The sequence below is a fragment of the Micromonospora sp. CPCC 205739 genome (genome assembly GCF_036906795.1).
Lineage (GTDB): Bacteria > Actinomycetota > Actinomycetes > Mycobacteriales > Micromonosporaceae > Micromonospora.
The window spans coordinates 123,286-137,879 of sequence record NZ_JBAKHS010000008.1; the positions used below are offsets into that span (position 1 = coordinate 123,286).

Below are 14,594 nucleotides of genomic sequence, written 5' to 3' on the forward strand. Positions count from 1 at the left end.
TCCCGGTGTCGAGGGCGAGCGGTGGACGATCAGCGACGCCGGCCGGAGAGCCGGCTGGTCACCTGCTTGAGCTTGGTCTGGTTCTCCGGCTTGGCCAGCTCGCGCCGGCCCCGGTCGACCAGCTGCTGCCCCTTCGGTGACCGCAGGAAGGCGGTGATCCGCTGCACCAGTGACATGTCGTTCTCCATTCGGTGGTTGTGCATTATGTGTACCCCGAACGGACAACCGAGAACCGGAAACCGGTCAAGCCAGGATGGCCTCCACCACCTTGGTGGCCCGCCACTCGTGCTGGGCGTACAGGTCGGGGAACGCGGAGACCTGCACCGACTGCGCCGCGACGGTCAGCGGCAGGTCCCGCCAGCCGGGGATCTCCAGCAGCGCGGAGAGGAACGCCTGGGTGGCGTACTCCGGGTCCATCAGGTCGCGGACCGCGCCCCAACCGCTGCTCGGCCGCTGCTGGAACAGTCCGACCGAGTCGTGGTCCCAGCCGATGGCCTGGTGCGGGTAGTTCTGGGACTCGGGCAGCACGCCGCTGGCGTAGTTGTAGAGGTTGCTCTCCTGCATGGCGGTGGCCACGGCGATGATCAGCGCCTGCCGGGGGACGCCCATCTCCCGGCCGGCCTTGACGATGGCCTTGGCGTTCTCCATCTGGGCCCGGTCCAGGCCGGCCACCGGGGCGATCCGCTTCGGCCTCGGCTTCGGCGTCGGCCTGGGCTTGGCCTTCCTCGGCTCGTCCCGGGACGAGGAGTCGGTCGAGGCCTTGCCGGGGGTGCCGGGGTTCCCGTTGACCGGGGTACGTCCGTGGTCGCGGGAGGCGGCGTCCTCCTGCGCCCGCTCGGCGAGCGCCGGCTGGGCGGCGACCGGGTCGAGCCGCTCGGCCGGCAGGGCCTGCGCGCCGGCGAGGGCCGCCAGGGCGAGGCAGGAGACCACGCCGCTGGCGAGGGCGACCCGCGAGGGGCGGCGGATCAGGGGGTTAACGAGGGCGCCGAGGCGGGTACGGAGGGTGGGGGTCGCCGCGGGGACACGGAGAACGCCGACCTGAACGGACGAGGGGGTATCGTCCGAACGGCCAGTCGGGCCCTCGTGGGCGTACTGGTCGTCGATGGTGTCGTCGTCACGCATCCGACGAGGCTAGGCAGGCGATCCACCGGCCACCCAGCGCGTGGAAGTGGCCCTGACCACAATCCGGCGCACCCGACTCGGGCGCGTCGGCGGTGACGCGTGGTCGCGGTGGGAAACGCCGCAGAACCGGCATTTCCGAAACGCCCCCCGGGGCCGGGAGGCCCGGAGCAGCCGGGGCGAGACCCCCGTCACCGCCCACATGATCCGCTATATCCACCGTTCGGATGAGCAAGCCGCGGACGAACGGACAACCGCGCCTCGGATGATCGCCGAAATGCGGTACTTGGTCCGGCTTTGATCACCAGGATCGCGGCGAACCGCCCCTTGCTGGAATGGATACCTGCGGCGGGTACGTTCGGCGAACCGGGAGCCGTGCGCGCACGGCCGCCCGTACGCGCGTTTCCTCAGGAGGTCCGACCGGTGCTCGACCCACACGAGCTCTACCAGCTCACCGACGATCTGCCCGACCTCGGGCAGCCGGTGCTGATCCAGGCCCTGACCGGCTTCGTCGACGCCGGCAACGCCAGCCGCCTGGCCCGCGAGCAGTTGCTCACCTCGCTGGAGTCACGTCGGATCGCCACCTTCGACGTCGACCAGCTCTTCGACTACCGCTCCCGCCGCCCGGTGATGACCTTCGTCGAGGACCACTGGGAGCACTACGACGCGCCGGAGCTGGCGCTGCACCTGCTGCACGACGACGACGAGACCCCCTTCCTGCTGCTCACCGGCCCGGAGCCGGACCTGCAGTGGGAGCGGTTCGTGGCCGCCGTGGCCGCCCTCGCCACCCGGCTCGACGTCCGGCTGACCGCCGGGCTGAACTCGATCCCGATGGCCGTGCCGCACACCCGCCCCACCGGGGTGACCGCGCACGCCACCCGGCGCGAGCTGATCGCCGGCTACGAACCCTGGTTGCAGCGGGTGCAGGTGCCGGGCAGCGTCGGGCACCTGCTGGAGTACCGCCTCGGCGAGGCGGGCCGGGACGCGATCGGCTTCGCCGCGCACGTGCCGCACTACGTCGCGCAGACCGAGTACCCGGCCGCCGCCGAGGTGCTGCTCTCCTCGGTGTCGCGCAGCACCGGGCTGCTGCTGCCCAGCGACAGCCTGCGGGCCGCCGCCGAGGTGGTGCGGGTCGAGATCGACCGGCAGGTCGCGCAGACCGACGAGGCCGCCGCGCTGGTCCAGGCCCTGGAGGAGCAGTACGACACGTTCGCCCGCGGACGCGGCGAGAAGAACCTGCTGGCCGCCGAGGCCGGCCCCCTGCCCACGGCCGACGAGCTCGGCGCCGAGCTGGAGCGGTTCCTGGCCGAGCAGACCCGACCCGGCGACACCCCCAACGGCTGACCCACCTCGTCGGTCCAGGGCAGCTGTCGTTCCCTGGATCGACGAGGACAGGTGACGCGCCGGAGCGGCTGGCCGGGCGTGTGCGGGCGGGATGCGGCAGGCTGGAGGCATGCGCCTGGCGACCTGGAACGTGAACTCGGTGAAGGCCCGCCTGCCCCGGCTGCTCGACTGGCTGGCCACCACCGGCCCGGATGTGGTCTGCCTGCAGGAGACCAAGTGCCCGGACGGCGCCTTCCCGGTCGCCGACGTGGGCAAGCTGGGCTACGAGGTGGCCAGCCACAGCGACGGCCGGTGGAACGGGGTGGCGATCCTGTCCCGGGTCGGGCTGGCCGACGTGGCGGTCGGGTTCCCCGGCGAACCCGGATTCCCCGAGCCCGAGGCCCGCGCGATCTCCGCCGACTGCGCCGGGCTCCGGGTCTGGTCGGTGTACGTGCCGAACGGGCGCTCCCCCGACGATCCGCACTACGCGTACAAGCTGGCCTGGTTCGCGGCGCTGCGGGACGCGCTGGAGCCGGAACTGGCCGGCGGGACGCCGGTGGCGGTCTGCGGCGACTTCAACGTCGCCCCCACCGACGACGACGTCTGGGACCCGGCGCTCTTCGTCACCTCCACCCACGTCACGCCGGCCGAGCGGGCGGCGCTGGCGGCGCTGCGCGACCTCGGGCTGGTCGACGTGGTGCCCACCCCGATGAAGGGTCCGCACCCCTACACCTACTGGGACTACCGGGCCGGGATGTTCCACCAGAACAAGGGCATGCGGATCGACCTCGTGTACGCCTCCGCGCCGTTCGCCCGGGCGGTCCGCTCGGCGTACGTCGACCGGGAGGCCCGCAAGGGCAAGGGCCCCTCCGACCACGCCCCGATCGTGGTCGACGCCGATCTGGTGCCGACCGTCGAGCCGATCTGAGTCCCTCCCCGGCCCGGCGGACGTCCCGACGCGGATGACCGCCGGGCCGGGTGCCGGGCCGCTGGTTAGGGTGGAGCCATGGCAGTCGTGAAGATCAACGCGATCGACGTCCCCGCCGGCTCCGGCGAGGAGCTGGAGAAGCGGTTCGCCGCCCGGGCCGGCGCGGTGGAGAACTCCCCCGGCTTCCTCGGCTTCGAGCTGCTCCGCCCGGTCGCCGGCGAGAGCCGCTACTTCGTCTACACCCGCTGGGAGAGCGAAGAGGCGTACCAGGCCTGGGCGGCCGGCCCGTCGCGGGCCGCGCACGCCGGCGGCGAGGGCGGCGAACAGCGGCGGCCGGTGGCCTCCGGCGCGACGCTGCTGGAGTTCGAGGTCGTCCAGCAGGTCGCCGGCAAGGGCTGACCGTCAGGGATCGCGGGTCTCGGCCAGCGAGGCGAAGGCGATGACGTTGTCCTCGTACCCGGTCCGGCCGCCGACCCAGGCCCCGCCGCAGGTGATCAGCCGCAGCGCGGGCGGCCCGGCACTGCCGTAGACCCGGTCGGCCGGCATGTTCGACTTGTCGAAGTACTCGACCGAGTCGACCGTGAACACAGCGACCTTGCGGTCCCGGCGGGTCACCTCGATCCGGTCGCCGGGCTTGAGCTTGCGCAGGTCGTAGAAGACGGCCGGGCCGCTCTTGGAGTCGACGTGCCCGACGATGATGGCCCGGCCCGCCTCGCCCGGGGTCGGGCCCCGGTCATACCAGCCGGTCTCGTGGTGCCGGTCCAGCGGCGGCACGTCGATCGACCCGTCCTCGGCCTGGCCCACCGGGGCCACCGGGGCGGTCACCCGGATCGCCGGCACCGCCAGGCTCACTGGGCGGCTGGCCGGCAGCCCACCGCGCCCGGCGGTCGGCCGCTCCTGCGCGCTCGCCGGGCGCTGCTGGCCGGCGGCCCAGTCCAGCGGCCCGACGGTACGGCCGAGACCCGCGCCGGTGGCGAAGACGCCGAGCAGCACCAGCGCCACCGCGAGCGGCACGGTCCACGGGCTGCGGGCGCGGGCCCGGTCGCGCCGGGCGGCCGGTGTCGAGGCGGGTTGCGGGGCCATCGCGCCGCTCAGCCTCGGGCAGCGCCACGGGGGCGGCGGGCCGCGACGATGCCGACGGTCGCCCCGGCGATGGTCAGGGCCAGGCCACCGGGGACGAGCAGACCGGTGAGGTTGCCGCCGGCGGCGCCGCCGAAGCCGGTCTGCGGGCCGGGGCTGGGCTTCATCGACTTGACCACCTGGAGCATCGTCGAGGCGGTCGCGCCGTCCCGGCACTCCAGCTTGACCCGGTAGTTGCCGGGCCGGGTGCGCTCCTTGACCATCGCCGAGGCGGTCAGCTCGCCGCGCTGGGAGTGCACCTGCACCCGGCCGAAGGCGTCGGAGACGACGGTCGCGGGGATGGAGTTGTCCCGGCAGCTGGCCTGGATGCCGACCAGGTAACCGGGCTGCACGGGGCTGGGGCGCACCTCGACGAAGACGACGTTGGCGGGCGGCTGCGCCGTGCCGCCCGGCTCGGGCCAGATCTGGCCCGGCTCGGTCGGGCCCGGGGCCACCGCGGGTGGCGGGACGAGGGCCGGTGTCCCCGCGGGTGGCGGGGCGGCGAGCGCCGGGGCCACCCCGAACAGCGCCGGGCCGAGGGCACCGAACGTGACCGCCAACGCGGTGCGCTGGAGCGTGATCGACATCCTGCCCCCTTCCGGCCGCCTCGGGCAGCGCCGGGGCAGCGAGCGCCGGCCTGCCGTACGGGATGAATCGTCTCACCCCCGGGCGTACATCACATCCGATACGCCGGAACCGTCGCGTACGCTCGGGTCGCTGTGACCTCCACCGACCTGAACCCCGCCGTCCCGGCGGCCCCGCCGGCCGCCCGGATCCGCACCTTCCACCCCCGCCGCGGCCGGATGAGCGGCCGCCAGACGGACGCGCTGGAGCGGCTCTGGCCCGGGTACGGGTTCGACATCGCCGACCTCGACGGTCCCTTCGACCCGGCCGCGCTCTTCGGCCGGGGCGCGCCCGTGGTGCTGGAGATCGGCTCCGGCATGGGCGACGCCACGGCCGCGATGGCCGCCGCCGACCCGGACCGGGACTACCTGGCGGTCGAGGTGCACACACCCGGCCTCGGCAACCTGCTGGAGCTGGTGGAACGGCACGGGCTGCGCAACGTCCGGGTGGCCAAGGGCGACGCGCTGGACCTGGTCCGGGCCATGCCGGCCGACGCGCTGGACGCGGTGCACGTCTTCTTCCCCGACCCCTGGCCCAAGGCCCGGCACCACAAGCGGCGGATCATCCAGCCGGAGCACGTCGCGCTGCTCCGCTCCCGCCTGCGCCCCGGCGGGACGCTGCACTGCGCCACCGACTGGGCCGAGTACGCCGAGTCGATGCGCGAGACGCTGACCGCCGACCCCGGACTGGCGGACCCGCACGGCGGCTTCGCCCCCCGACCGGCGCACCGCCCGATCACCAAGTTCGAACGCCGCGCCCTGACCGCCGGCCGCCCCGTCTTCGACCTCATCCACCCCCGCCACCCCTGACCCCGCCGGCCCGCCCGGCCCCGCCGGCTTCGGGCGCACTTTCCGCGAAAGAGTGCCCATCGGGGCGGGAACAGCCCCGCTTTCTCGGAAAGTGCGGCGCGAGGGGCCCGACGTGAGGGGGCGGCGGTGTACCCGGTTGGCGGGTGGGGGTGGTGGGCGGGCACGATGGGGGCGCTATGACGCTCACTGCCGCGCTGCCTCGAAGCGCCGACCCCGACACCCTCTACGACGCGTTCGCCGGCTGGGCGAAGGAGCGTGGCCTCGACCTCTACCCCCACCAGGAGGAGGCGGTCATCGAGATCGTCTCCGGCGCGAACGTGATCATGAACACGCCGACCGGCTCCGGCAAGAGCCTGGTCGCGATCGCGGCGCACTTCGCGGCCCTGGCCGACGATCGGACCACCTTCTACACCGCGCCGATCAAGGCGCTGGTGTCGGAGAAGTTCTTCGCCCTCTGCGAGGTCTTCGGCGCCGAGAACGTCGGCATGCTCACCGGCGACGCCAGCGTCAACGCCGACGCCCCGATCATCTGCTGCACCGCCGAGATCCTGGCGAACCTGGCGCTGCGCGAGGGGACCCGGGCGGACGTCGGCCAGGTGGTCATGGACGAGTTCCACTTCTACGCCGAGCCCGACCGGGGCTGGGCGTGGCAGGTGCCCCTGATCGAGCTGCCGCAGGCGCAGTTCATCCTGATGTCGGCCACCCTCGGCGACACCACCCGGTTCGTCGACGACCTGACCCGGCGCACGGGGCGGTCCACCGCCGTGGTCCGCTCGGCCGAGCGGCCGGTCCCGCTGCTCTTCTCGTACGCGATGACGCCGCTGCACGAGACCCTGGAGGAGCTGCTGGAGACCAAGCAGGCCCCGGTCTACGTCGTGCACTTCACCCAGGCCGCCGCGCTGGAACGCGCCCAGGCGCTGATGAGCGTCAACGTCTGCACCCGGGCCGAGAAGGACATGATCGCCCAGGCCATCGGCAACTTCCGGTTCACCTCCGGCTTCGGCAAGACGCTGTCCCGGCTGGTCCGGCACGGCATCGGCGTGCACCACGCCGGCATGCTGCCCAAGTACCGACGCCTGGTGGAGACCCTGGCCCAGGCCGGCCTGCTCAAGGTCATCTGCGGCACCGACACCCTCGGTGTCGGCATCAACGTGCCCATCCGCACGGTGCTCTTCACCGGCCTGTCCAAGTACGACGGGGTGCGCACCCGGCTGCTCAAGGCGCGCGAGTTCCACCAGATCGCCGGGCGGGCCGGACGGGCCGGTTTCGACACCCTCGGCCGGGTCGTGGTGCAGGCCCCCGAGCACGTCATCGAGAACGAGAAGGCGCTGGCCAAGGCCGGCGACGACCCGAAGAAGCGGCGCAAGGTGGTCAAGAAGAAGCCGCCGGAGGGCTCGGTCGGCTGGGGCCAACCCACCTTCGAGCGGCTGGTCGAGGCCGAGCCGGAGCCGCTGACCTCCAGCTTCCAGGTCAGCCACTCGATGCTGCTCAACGTGATCGGCCGCCCCGGCGACGCGTTCGCCTCGATGCGCCACCTGCTCACCGACAACCACGAGGACCGGGCCGCGCAGCGCCGGCACATCCGCCGCGCCATCGCCATCTACCGGGCCCTGCGCGCCGGCGGGGTGGTCGAACAGCTCGACGAGCCCGACGAGGCCGGCCGCCGCGTCCGCCTCACCGTCGACCTCCAGCTCGACTTCGCGCTCAACCAGCCGCTGTCGCCGCTGGCGCTGGCCGCGATCGAGCTGCTCGACGTCGAGTCCCCGTCGTACGCGCTCGACGTGCTCTCGGTGATCGAGTCGATCCTCGACGACCCGCGCCAGGTGCTTTCCGCGCAGCAGTTCAAGGCCCGCGGCGAGGCGGTCGCCGCGATGAAGGCCGAGGGCATCGAGTACGAGGCCCGCCTGGAGCTGCTCGACGAGGTGACCTGGCCCAAGCCCCTGGCCGAGCTGCTGGACGCCGCGTACGAGATGTACCGGCAGGGCCACCCCTGGGTCGCCGACCACCAGCTCTCCCCCAAGTCCGTCGTCCGGGACATGTACGAGCGGGCGATGACCTTCACCGAGTACGTGCAGTTCTACGGGCTGTCCCGCTCGGAGGGCCTGGTGCTGCGCTACCTCGCCGACGCGTACAAGACGCTCCGGCAGACGGTGCCCGAGGACGCCAAGACCGAGGAGCTGGTCGACCTCATCGAGTGGCTCGGCGAGCTGGTGCGCCAGGTCGACTCCAGCCTGATCGACGAGTGGGAGCGGCTGCGCAACCCGTCCGACGTGGCGGAGGTGGCCTCGTCGCTGGAGGACAAGCCGCCGGCGGTCACCCGCAACGCCCGCGCCTTCCGGGTGCTGGTGCGCAACGCGCTGTTCCGCCGGGTCGAGCTGGCCGCGCTGCGGCGCTGGTACGACCTCGGCGAGCTGGACTCCGCGTCGGGCTGGAACGCCGACGCGTGGGCCGAGGCGCTGGAGCCGTACTTCGAGTCGTACGACTCGATCGGGGTCGGCCCGGACGCGCGCGGGCCGGCGCTGCTGATGATCGAGCAGGGTCGCGAACGCTGGACGGTGCGGCAGATCCTCGACGACCCCGAGGGCGACCACGACTGGGGGATCAGCGCCGAGGTCGACCTCGCCGCCTCCGACGAGGCGGGCGCCGCCGTCGTCCGGATCACCGACGTCGGGCAGCTGTAGAAAAGAGTTTCGCGGGGCCGTCCGGAGTGTCCGGGCGGCCCCTTTCGTACCCTGGGCGTTGTCACCCTCGTCGATTAGAATGTATGTACTAATCGAGTTCCTGACCTGGGAGGACGCCCGTGACCGCGCCCGCCTCCACGCCGCTCACCCCCTACGCCACGCTGCTCGGCTTCACCCGGTACGTCGACCGCACCGGCCCGACCAAGGCCACCTTCGTCGGCGGCCTGCGCAAGCAGCGGGCCAGCCGCTCCGGCTTCAACCCGCACGGCCAGTTCGTCAAGGCCCTCAAGGCCGACATCGCCTTCCACACCGGGGGCACCCACCTCGCCGGCGTGGCCGACGTGGTCAAGCCCCGCTGGCGCCCGCTCTACCAGGCGCTCGTCCCCGGGGCGACGGCCTGGCTGGAGTCCCTCGGCGACCCGGCCGGCATCGACCTGGCCCAGACCCGCGACGCGCTCGCCATGCTGGGCGACCTGCCCGTCAAGATCAACCCGCACTTCGGCGTCCGGTACGCCGACGGGCACGCCGAGGCGATCCGGCTGCACTTCGACGAGACCCCGCCGAGCGAGGAGGCGACGCTGGCCACCCTGCACCTGATGGCCCGGCACATGGACGCGGTGCTGCCGCACGCCGAGCCGGTCCTGGTGGACGTGCGGCGGGGCGCGGCGCACCGCATGCCCGACACGATCAAGCCCGAGCAGGTCGAGCAGTGGCTGGCCGGGGAGGCCGCCGCCTTCCGGGCGATCTGGTCCACCGCCGCCTGACCCGGCGTCCCCGTCCGGGCCGCCCACCGGCCCGGACGGGAAGCCCCGGCGGTATCACTCGGCGGTGACAGGCCGGGATGAGCCGGTGCGGTCGGCTCGGCGCAGCAGCCCGGCGGTGACCAGGCCGCCGACGAGGACGGCGACCGCGCCCACCGTCTGCCCGGTCTCCAGCGCGGTGCGGAACGCGTCGGAGACCGCCTGCCGTTCGGTCTCCGACCGCGCGGCGGCCACCGCGGCGGGAAAGGATCCCGCCCCGGCCAGGGCGGTCGGCAGCAGCGCGGCGAACCGGGCGTTGAGCACGGCGCCGAGCACGGCGATACCGAGGCTGCCGCCGACCTCGGTCATGGTGCCGTCCACCCCCGCGCCGACGCCGGCCTTGCGCGCCGGCACCGCGCTCATCACCGCCTCGACGATGGCGGGGTTGGCCAGCGCGCAGCCGGCGCCCATCAGCAGCAGCCCACCGAGCAGCACCGGGTAGCCGTCCCCCGGAGCGTGGGTGACGACCGTCAGACCGCCGGCCAGCAGCGCCATCCCCAGGGCGATCGCCGTCGGCGACCCGAGCCGGCGGATCAGCCGGGCGGCGACGCCGGCGACGTTGAGCACGACGATGGAGAGCGCGAAGGGCACCATCCGCAGCCCCGCCTCCCACGCCGAATAGCCGCGCACGAACTGGAGGTGCTGGGTCAGCAGGAAGAGCGCGCCGGTGGCCCCGAAGGTGATCAGGACGACCCCGGAGACCGCGCCGACGAACCGGCGTTCGGAGAACAGGGTCATGTCCAGCATCGGGGCCGCCACCCGCCGCTCCCAGGCCACGAAGAGCACCAGCAGGAGCGCGCCGGCCCCGGCCGCGCCGAGCACCGCCGGGGCCGCCCACCCACGGTCCGGGCCGGAGATGATCGCCCAGACCACCCCGGTCAGCCCGGCCGTGGAGAGCAGCACGCCGAGCACGTCGAGGCGGCCACCGACCGGGTCGCGGGACTCCGGCACCAGCGCCGCGGCGGCCAACAGGCAGACCAGCACGATCGGCACGTTGACCAGGAAGATCGCGTTCCACGGCAGGTGGGCGAGGATCGCGCCGCCGATCGGCGGCCCGGCCGCGAAGCCGAGCGCGCTGGTGGCTGCCCAGAGCCCGATCGCCCGGGTCCGCTCCGCCGGGTCGAAGATCTGCATGGCGACCGCGAGGGTCGCGGTGACCAGCAGGGCCCCGCCGATTCCCATGCCACCCCGCGCGACGATGAGCTGACCGCTGGTCTCCGCAAGCCCGGCGGCCAGCGAGCCGGCGCCGAACAGAACGAGCCCGGCGAGCAGCATCCGGCGCCGCCCGTACCGGTCGGTGGCGCTGCCCGCGGTGAGCAGCAGGCCGCACTGCACCAGCGCGTACGCGTTGATCATCCACTGGACGTCGGCGGTGCTGGCGTCCAGTTCGCCGGTGAGCACCGGGATCGCCACGGTCAGCACGGTGTTGTCGAGGACCACGGTGACCTGGGCCAGGCAGAGCACGGCCAGGATCAGCCAACGGTGGCGGACCGGACCGGCCGGTCGAGCCACCACCGACCGCGTGCCATCGTGCACCGCGCCGGGAGCGCTCATCGCGGCGGGGCGAAGCGGGCGAGCGGGTTGGCCAGGGTGCCGACGAACTGCAACGCGGCCGACGGGTCGGCGAGGTCGACCATCTGCCGGTTGTTGCGCAGTTGCAGCCGGTTCAGGCAGGAGAGCGGGAACTCGGCGGCGAAGAGGTCGTGCCGGCGCAGCCGGTCGGCCAGGTGCGGGACGCTCTCCTGGTAGTCGGCGGCGCACTCGGCCACGGTGCGCCAGAACCCCTCCTCGTCCAGCACGCCCTCGGTGACCAGGATGGCGCTGAGGTGGCGCAGGAAGCTGTCGAACACATCGGTGAAGATCGACAGGATCTTCTCGTCGTCGGGTACGGCGACCCGGATGCGCCGCACCGCCGGCGGCAGGTCGGCCTCGGGGTCCAGCACCGCGATCTCCTCGGCGATGTCCTTGAAGATCACCCGCTCGACCGCCCCGTCGTGCAGCACGAGGACCACGTTCTCGCCGTGCGGCATGAAGACCAGGTCGTGGGCGTAGAGGCTGTGCAGCAGCGGGACCAGGTAGGCGTCGAGGTAGCGGCGCAACCAGACCGCCGGTGCCAGCCCGGACTCCGCGACCAGCGCGCCGGCGACCGAGCGGCCGGCCCGGTCGACGTGCAGCAGGGACGCCATCGTGGCCAGCCGCCGGCCCGGCTCCAGCCCGGCCACCGGGCTCTCCCGCCAGAGCGCGGCCAGCATCTTCCGGTACGGGGAGTACCGGTCGGTCGCCGCCTCGTACTGCCGGTGGCGGTAACCGATCGCGGCCCGCTCCCGGATGATCGTGAGCCGGCTGCGCCGGAACACGGGATCGGTGTCGACGAGGCCGGCGAGCCAGTCGTTGATCGCCGGGGTGTGCTCCATGTACGCGGCGGACAGGCCCCGCATGAAGCCCATGTTGAGCACCGACAGGGCGGTCTTGACGTAGTGCCGCTCGGGGTGGGTGACGTTGAAGAAGGTCCGGATCGACTGCTGGGCGAGGTACTCGTCGGGGCCCTCGCCGAGGCAGACCAGCTGCCGCCGGGCGACCTCGCCGGCGAAGGTGACGGCGAGCTTGTTCCACCACTGCCAGGGGTGCACCGGGATCAGCAGGTAGTCGGCCGGGTCGAGTCCCAGCCCGGTGAGGGTGTCGGCGAAGCCGGCGAGGGTGTCGTCGCCGAGTTCGGCGCGGACCAGGGTGCCGTAGTCGAGGTCGGCGGCGCAGCTGAAGGTGGTGTGGTCGCGGTGCGCGGCCAGCCAGAGCAGCCGGACCGGCCGGGCGGCCTCCGGGGCGTACCGGTGGTAGTCGTGCACCCCGAAGCCGATCCGGCCGTTGTTGGCCACGAAGCAGGGGTGGCCCTCGGTCATCTGGGTCTCGACGTCCTGGAAGTCCGCCCGGGCCAGTTCGGCGGCCGCCACCGCCGGCTTGCCCAGCTTGTGCGCGGTACCGGCCAGGGTGGAGGTGATCTCCTCCAGGTAGACCGGCAGGACCGCATCGGTGAGGCCGAGCGCCTCGCGCAGGTCGAGGCAGAGCTCGACGGCGTCCAGCGGCAGCTCCCGCCCGTCGCGGTGCCGGGTGATGCTCGCGGCGTCGACCTGCCAGTGCCGCAGGGCGAGCAGCCGGGCGGTGAACCGGTACTCCGTCGCGCCGTCGTCGCTACGCACCCGGTAGCGGTCGCCGCCCAGCGGTTCGGGGGTGATCAGCCGTTCGTGGGCGAACTCCGCGAGGGCCTTGCGGACCAGCAGCCGGTTGGCCTCGGCCCAGCGCGGCGGGGTCAGGTGGTCCACGGATGCGGTCGGGTTCACGCGGGCAGCTCTCCTCGGGTGGCGGCCAGAAACTGGTCACGGGTGCAGACGCTGAGCAGGGCGTCCTTCTCGGGCTTGCGGATCGGGCCGACGACGGTGAAGCCCACGGCCGCGTTGAGCGCGTGCACGGCGTGGTTGCGCACGTCCGGCTCGACGACGACCCGGCGGGTGGCCGGGTCGGCGAAGAGCCAGGCCATGACCGTGGTGATCACGGCCCGGGTGAAGCCGTGCACGGGGGTGTCCGGGGGCGCGCAGAGGAAGTGCATGCCGACGTCGCCGTCGACGGCGTCGTACAGGCCGACGAGTTCGACGTGGGCCGGGTCGTACCGCTCGGCGAGGAAGGCGGACCGGCCGCGCCACGACCCGAGGTACGCGTCGTGGTGCGGGTGCGCGGCGATCCGCCGGTACTCCTGCGCCACCCGGGCCACGTCGGCGTCCTGCATCATCCAGAACGCGGCCCTGGGGTGGGTGACCCAGCCGTGCAACAGCGCCGCGTCGCCGTCCGGGTCGAGGGTACGCAGGGCGAACTCGCCGAGCCGGTCGTCGACCCGGCGGTACACCGTCATGCGGTCGCCCCCACCGGCACGCCGAACTCCTGGAAGGCGATGCGCTCCTCGATCGGGTAGTGCTCGCGCCCGGTCAGCTCGCGGATGATCCAGGAGTTCCGGTACGCGCCCATGCCCAGGTCGGGCGAGGTGATGCTGTGCGCGTGGGTGCCGGCGTTCTGGAGGAAGACGCCGTGTCCCGTGTGGTCGACCGCGTAGTTGCGGGCGACGTCGAAGCGGCCCTGCGAGTCCCAGCGCAGCCGGTCGCGGATCGGCTCCAGGAAGGCGGGCACCCGGTAGTGGTAGCCGGTGGCCAGCACCAGCCCCTCGGTGGTGAGCGTGAAGTCGCGGCCCTGCTCGACGTTGCGCAGGCCGAGCGTGTACGTCCCGCTCGCCGGGTCGTGGGTGGCGGCGGTCAGCGCGGTGTTGGTCATCAGCCGGGTGGGCACCGGGCCGGCCACGCTGCGGGCGTAGAGCAAATCGAAGATGTCGTTGACCAGGTCGGCGTTGATCCCCTTGAACAGGCCCTTCTGCTCCGCCTCCAGCCGGTAGCGGGTCGCCTCCGGCAGGGCGTGGAAGTAGTCCACGTAGTCCGGCGAGGTCATCTCCAGGGTGAGCTTGGTGTACTCCAGCGGGAAGAACCGCGGCGACCGGGTGACCCAGTTGAGCTGGTAGCCGTGGGTGCCGATGTCGGCGAGCAGGTCGTGGTAGATCTCCGCGGCGCTCTGCCCGCTGCCGACGACGGTGACGCTGCGCTTGGCCCGCAGCGCCGCCCGGTGCTCCAGGTACCGCGAGTTGTGGATGACGTCGCCGCCGAGGTCCCGGCAGGCGTCGGGGACGTGCGGCGGGGTGCCGGTGCCGAGCACCAGGTGCCGGGCCCGGTGGGTGACCCGCTCACCGGCCACCGTGGCGTGCACGACGTACCGCTCGTCGGCCGGGTCGTACTCGATCGAGGTGACCTCGTGGCCGAAGCGGACGGAGGACAGCTTCGCCGCGGCCCACCGGCAGTAGTCGTTGTACTCGCTGCGCAGCGGGAAGAAGCTCTCCCTGATGTAGAACGGGTACAGCCGCCCGGACTCCTTGAGGTAGCTCAGGAACGAGTACGGCGAGGTGGGGTCGGCCAGGGTGACCAGGTCGGCGAGGAACGGCGTCTGCAGCCGGGCGGAGTTCAGCAGCATGCCGGGATGCCAGGCGAAGTCGTCGCGGGCCTCCAGGAAGAGGCCGTCGAGGTCGCCGATCGGCGCGGTCAGGCAGGCCAGGCCCAGGTTGTACGGGCCCAGCCCGACGGCGATGAAGTCATGGGTCGACATG

At 73.0% G+C, this 14,594-nt stretch carries 14 protein-coding genes; 6 read left to right on the forward strand and 8 right to left on the reverse strand.

Annotated elements, in window-relative coordinates:
* Nucleotides 1–29 precede the first annotated feature (29 nt).
* Both V6U88_RS14505 and V6U88_RS14510 read right to left on the reverse strand, forming a co-directional pair.
* The gene (locus V6U88_RS14505; RefSeq protein WP_334453253.1) at nt 30–176 is read right to left on the reverse strand and encodes a hypothetical protein; all 147 of its coding nucleotides are present in this window, start codon (nt 174–176) and stop codon (nt 30–32) included.
* A gap of 67 nt (nt 177–243) precedes the next feature.
* On the reverse strand, nt 244–1,122 hold the full coding sequence (locus V6U88_RS14510; protein ID WP_334453256.1) for a peptidase M23: 879 nt from the start codon (nt 1,120–1,122) through the stop codon (nt 244–246).
* Nucleotides 1,123–1,542: 420 nt separating this feature from the next.
* Here V6U88_RS14510 and V6U88_RS14515 point away from each other — a divergent pair, with 420 nt between their 5' ends.
* The 3 genes from V6U88_RS14515 (at nt 1,543) to V6U88_RS14525 (ending at nt 3,769) form a co-directional block, all read left to right on the forward strand.
* Entirely contained in the window at nt 1,543–2,463 is a 921-nt protein-coding gene (locus V6U88_RS14515; RefSeq protein ID WP_334453259.1) for a proteasome assembly chaperone family protein, read from the forward strand.
* Between the two features lie 109 nt (nt 2,464–2,572).
* Complete coding sequence (locus V6U88_RS14520) at nt 2,573–3,370, forward strand: exodeoxyribonuclease III (RefSeq protein ID WP_334453261.1); 798 nt, start codon at nt 2,573–2,575, stop codon at nt 3,368–3,370.
* A 78-nt stretch (nt 3,371–3,448) separates the two neighbouring features.
* Nucleotides 3,449–3,769, forward strand: coding sequence for an antibiotic biosynthesis monooxygenase family protein (locus tag V6U88_RS14525; protein ID WP_334453264.1), 321 nt, complete (start codon nt 3,449–3,451; stop codon nt 3,767–3,769).
* Between the two features lie 3 nt (nt 3,770–3,772).
* On the opposite strand, the gene V6U88_RS14530 is transcribed toward V6U88_RS14525, so the two are convergent.
* Together V6U88_RS14530 and V6U88_RS14535 are read right to left on the reverse strand one after the other, a co-directional pair.
* Nucleotides 3,773–4,453, reverse strand: a complete 681-nt coding sequence (locus tag V6U88_RS14530) for a class F sortase (protein ID WP_334453266.1) — start codon at nt 4,451–4,453, stop codon at nt 3,773–3,775.
* An 8-nt stretch (nt 4,454–4,461) separates the two neighbouring features.
* Nucleotides 4,462–5,076 carry a hypothetical protein gene (locus V6U88_RS14535; RefSeq protein ID WP_334453268.1) on the reverse strand — a complete coding sequence of 205 codons (615 nt, stop codon included), beginning with the start codon at nt 5,074–5,076 and terminating at the stop codon, nt 4,462–4,464.
* A gap of 132 nt (nt 5,077–5,208) precedes the next feature.
* On the opposite strand from V6U88_RS14535, the gene trmB reads away from it, so the two are divergent.
* From trmB to V6U88_RS14550, 3 genes are all read left to right on the forward strand, one after another.
* Complete coding sequence (gene trmB, locus V6U88_RS14540) at nt 5,209–5,922, forward strand: tRNA (guanosine(46)-N7)-methyltransferase TrmB (protein ID WP_442934629.1); 714 nt, start codon at nt 5,209–5,211, stop codon at nt 5,920–5,922.
* Nucleotides 5,923–6,098: 176 nt separating this feature from the next.
* On the forward strand, nt 6,099–8,603 hold the full coding sequence (locus tag V6U88_RS14545; protein WP_334453271.1) for a DEAD/DEAH box helicase: 2,505 nt from the start codon (nt 6,099–6,101) through the stop codon (nt 8,601–8,603).
* 119 nt (nt 8,604–8,722) lie between these two features.
* On the forward strand, nt 8,723–9,367 hold the full coding sequence (locus tag V6U88_RS14550; protein ID WP_334453273.1) for a hypothetical protein: 645 nt from the start codon (nt 8,723–8,725) through the stop codon (nt 9,365–9,367).
* A gap of 54 nt (nt 9,368–9,421) precedes the next feature.
* Here V6U88_RS14550 and V6U88_RS14555 read toward each other — a convergent pair whose 3' ends face one another.
* Genes V6U88_RS14555 through V6U88_RS14570 form a run of 4 tightly spaced genes read right to left on the reverse strand, consistent with a single transcriptional unit; the run spans nt 9,422 to nt 14,593 of the window.
* A complete protein-coding gene (locus V6U88_RS14555; RefSeq protein ID WP_334453275.1) occupies nt 9,422–10,957 on the reverse strand; it encodes an MFS transporter in 1,536 nt (511 codons plus the stop codon).
* Nucleotides 10,954–12,738: an IucA/IucC family protein gene (locus V6U88_RS14560; protein WP_334453278.1), complete on the reverse strand. Its 1,785-nt coding sequence runs from the start codon at nt 12,736–12,738 to the stop codon at nt 10,954–10,956. The genes V6U88_RS14555 and V6U88_RS14560 overlap by 4 nt, the downstream gene beginning before the upstream one ends.
* On the reverse strand, nt 12,735–13,304 hold the full coding sequence (locus V6U88_RS14565) for a GNAT family N-acetyltransferase (RefSeq protein ID WP_334453279.1): 570 nt from the start codon (nt 13,302–13,304) through the stop codon (nt 12,735–12,737). Before V6U88_RS14565 ends, V6U88_RS14560 begins: the two co-directional genes overlap by 4 nt.
* The gene (locus tag V6U88_RS14570) at nt 13,301–14,593 is read right to left on the reverse strand and encodes a lysine N(6)-hydroxylase/L-ornithine N(5)-oxygenase family protein (RefSeq protein ID WP_334453281.1); all 1,293 of its coding nucleotides are present in this window, start codon (nt 14,591–14,593) and stop codon (nt 13,301–13,303) included. Before V6U88_RS14570 ends, V6U88_RS14565 begins: the two co-directional genes overlap by 4 nt.
* Nucleotide 14,594 lies beyond the last annotated feature (1 nt).

What these genes read in the sequence shown, in the direction of transcription:
- V6U88_RS14505 (WP_334453253.1), bottom strand. Translation starts at nt 176, where the DNA reads ATGTCACTGGTGCAGCGGATCACCGCCTTCCTGCGGTCACCGAAGGGG.
- V6U88_RS14510 (WP_334453256.1), bottom strand. Translation starts at nt 1,122, where the DNA reads ATGCGTGACGACGACACCATCGACGACCAGTACGCCCACGAGGGCCCG.
- V6U88_RS14520 (WP_334453261.1), top strand. Translation starts at nt 2,573, where the DNA reads ATGCGCCTGGCGACCTGGAACGTGAACTCGGTGAAGGCCCGCCTGCCC.
- V6U88_RS14525 (WP_334453264.1), top strand. Translation starts at nt 3,449, where the DNA reads ATGGCAGTCGTGAAGATCAACGCGATCGACGTCCCCGCCGGCTCCGGC.
- V6U88_RS14530 (WP_334453266.1), bottom strand. Translation starts at nt 4,453, where the DNA reads ATGGCCCCGCAACCCGCCTCGACACCGGCCGCCCGGCGCGACCGGGCC.
- V6U88_RS14535 (WP_334453268.1), bottom strand. Translation starts at nt 5,076, where the DNA reads ATGTCGATCACGCTCCAGCGCACCGCGTTGGCGGTCACGTTCGGTGCC.
- V6U88_RS14545 (WP_334453271.1), top strand. Translation starts at nt 6,099, where the DNA reads ATGACGCTCACTGCCGCGCTGCCTCGAAGCGCCGACCCCGACACCCTC.
- V6U88_RS14555 (WP_334453275.1), bottom strand. Translation starts at nt 10,957, where the DNA reads ATGAGCGCTCCCGGCGCGGTGCACGATGGCACGCGGTCGGTGGTGGCT.
- V6U88_RS14565 (WP_334453279.1), bottom strand. Translation starts at nt 13,304, where the DNA reads ATGACGGTGTACCGCCGGGTCGACGACCGGCTCGGCGAGTTCGCCCTG.
- V6U88_RS14570 (WP_334453281.1), bottom strand. Translation starts at nt 14,593, where the DNA reads ATGTCGACCCATGACTTCATCGCCGTCGGGCTGGGCCCGTACAACCTG.